Here is a 422-nt window from a genome sequence, read left to right as displayed (position 1 = left end):
AATTGGGGTTTTGAACCGGTTCTCTTTCAGGAACTTGACCGACTCGGTATCACGGCAGTAGATAAAAGATGCCCGACTCAGTACATCACGGTAAAGCGACAATGAAGGGGGCGCAAACTTATCAAAAGACTGACCGTAGAGTCCAAAAGGAATATTGTTTTCGATGCAATAATAAAAAGGGGCAAGATTGGCCATCGTCCCATTCCATTCATAATTGAATAAGCCATAGTTCATCGACATTCCTGAGTTATGAATGTAAACATCGGCTTGCCCGAAAGCCGTTTTTAGCTCTCCCTGTAAGCCTTCGTCCTGGTTGAAAAAAGCCCCGTGAACGATTTTTACTTTCGGGAAATTTTTGGCAATCAATGCCTCGGTGACGGGACGGGGTTGAGCATGCCACAAAATAATTTGTGCTTCAGGAA

The 422-nt window shown here is 44.3% G+C and carries 1 protein-coding gene; it reads right to left on the bottom strand.

The features are described from left to right. A partial coding sequence (locus tag BLX24_RS31250) for a polysaccharide pyruvyl transferase family protein (RefSeq protein ID WP_374755033.1) occupies window positions 1–405 on the bottom strand: 405 nt, incomplete at its 3' end. Window positions 406–422: the final 17 nt, after the last annotated feature.

The organism is Arsenicibacter rosenii, from assembly GCF_001870735.1.
In the GTDB taxonomy this organism is placed as follows: Bacteria; Bacteroidota; Bacteroidia; order Cytophagales; family Spirosomataceae; genus Arsenicibacter; species Arsenicibacter rosenii.
The sequence above is the reverse complement of the archived record's forward strand: the minus strand, read 5'-3'. Positions and strand labels throughout refer to the sequence as shown.